The organism is Xanthomonas sp. LMG 12461 (genome assembly GCF_009192935.1).
Classification (GTDB): domain Bacteria; phylum Pseudomonadota; class Gammaproteobacteria; order Xanthomonadales; family Xanthomonadaceae; genus Xanthomonas_A; species Xanthomonas_A sontii.
Map to the genome: position 1 here is coordinate 1 of NZ_NQYT01000128.1, position 839 is coordinate 839.

The following is an 839-nucleotide window of genomic DNA, read 5'->3' on the forward strand; positions in this document are numbered from 1 at the left end:
TGGGTACTGGCAAGCGCGGTGGCCGTCCGGCTTGGCCGACGCAGGTGATGATCAAGCTGCTGCTGTTGCAGCAGTTGTACAACCTCTCCGACGATGCGCTGGAGTACCAGGTGCTGGATCGGCGCAGCTTCCAGCAATTCCTCGGACTGGAACACAGCGGCAAGGTGCCCGACGCCAAGACGATCTGGGTGTGGCGCGAACGGCTCAAGACCAAGGATCTGATGGGCGACATCAGCGCGGCGATCGGTGAGCAATTGCAACGTGCCGGGTTCGTTGCCCGCGGCGGTCAGATCATCGACGCCAGCATCGTCAGCGCTCCGATCCAGCGCAACACGCGCGAAGAGAACGCGCAGATCAAGCAGGGCGATGACGTCGGCCAGGACTGGAGCGATGCCAAGCGTGCGCAGAAGGATATGCAGGCACGTTGGACCAGGAAGCATGGGGTGGCGTTCTACGGCTACAAGCTGCACGCCAGCACGGACCGTCGCTGGGGCTTCATCCGCCGCTACGACGTGAGCGCGGCCAACGTGCACGACAGCCGTCACTTCGAGCAGGTGCTGGACCCGGACAACACCGGCCGCACGGTATGGGCCGATAGCGGGTATGCCGATGCAGCGCGCGAAGCAGACCTGAAAAGGCGTGGTTACCGCCCCGCGATCCAACATCAAGGGCAGGCGCGCAAGCCCTTGAGCGAGGCAGCAAAGCGCCGGAACCGTCGAATTGCCAAGGATCGGGTGTTCGGCGAGCACCCGTTTGCGCGCTTGGCTCAACAAGGCGGCAAGTTCGTACGCTGCATCGGCTTGGCGCGGGCAAAGGGTGTCGACGGGCTGAGTGGCTCC

The 839-nt window shown here is 64.1% G+C and carries 1 protein-coding gene; it reads left to right on the plus strand.

The genetic code is table 11. The features are described from left to right. Nucleotides 1-839, plus strand: an 839-nt coding sequence (locus CEK68_RS20855) for an IS5 family transposase (protein WP_152240532.1), incomplete at both ends; no start/stop codon positions are given.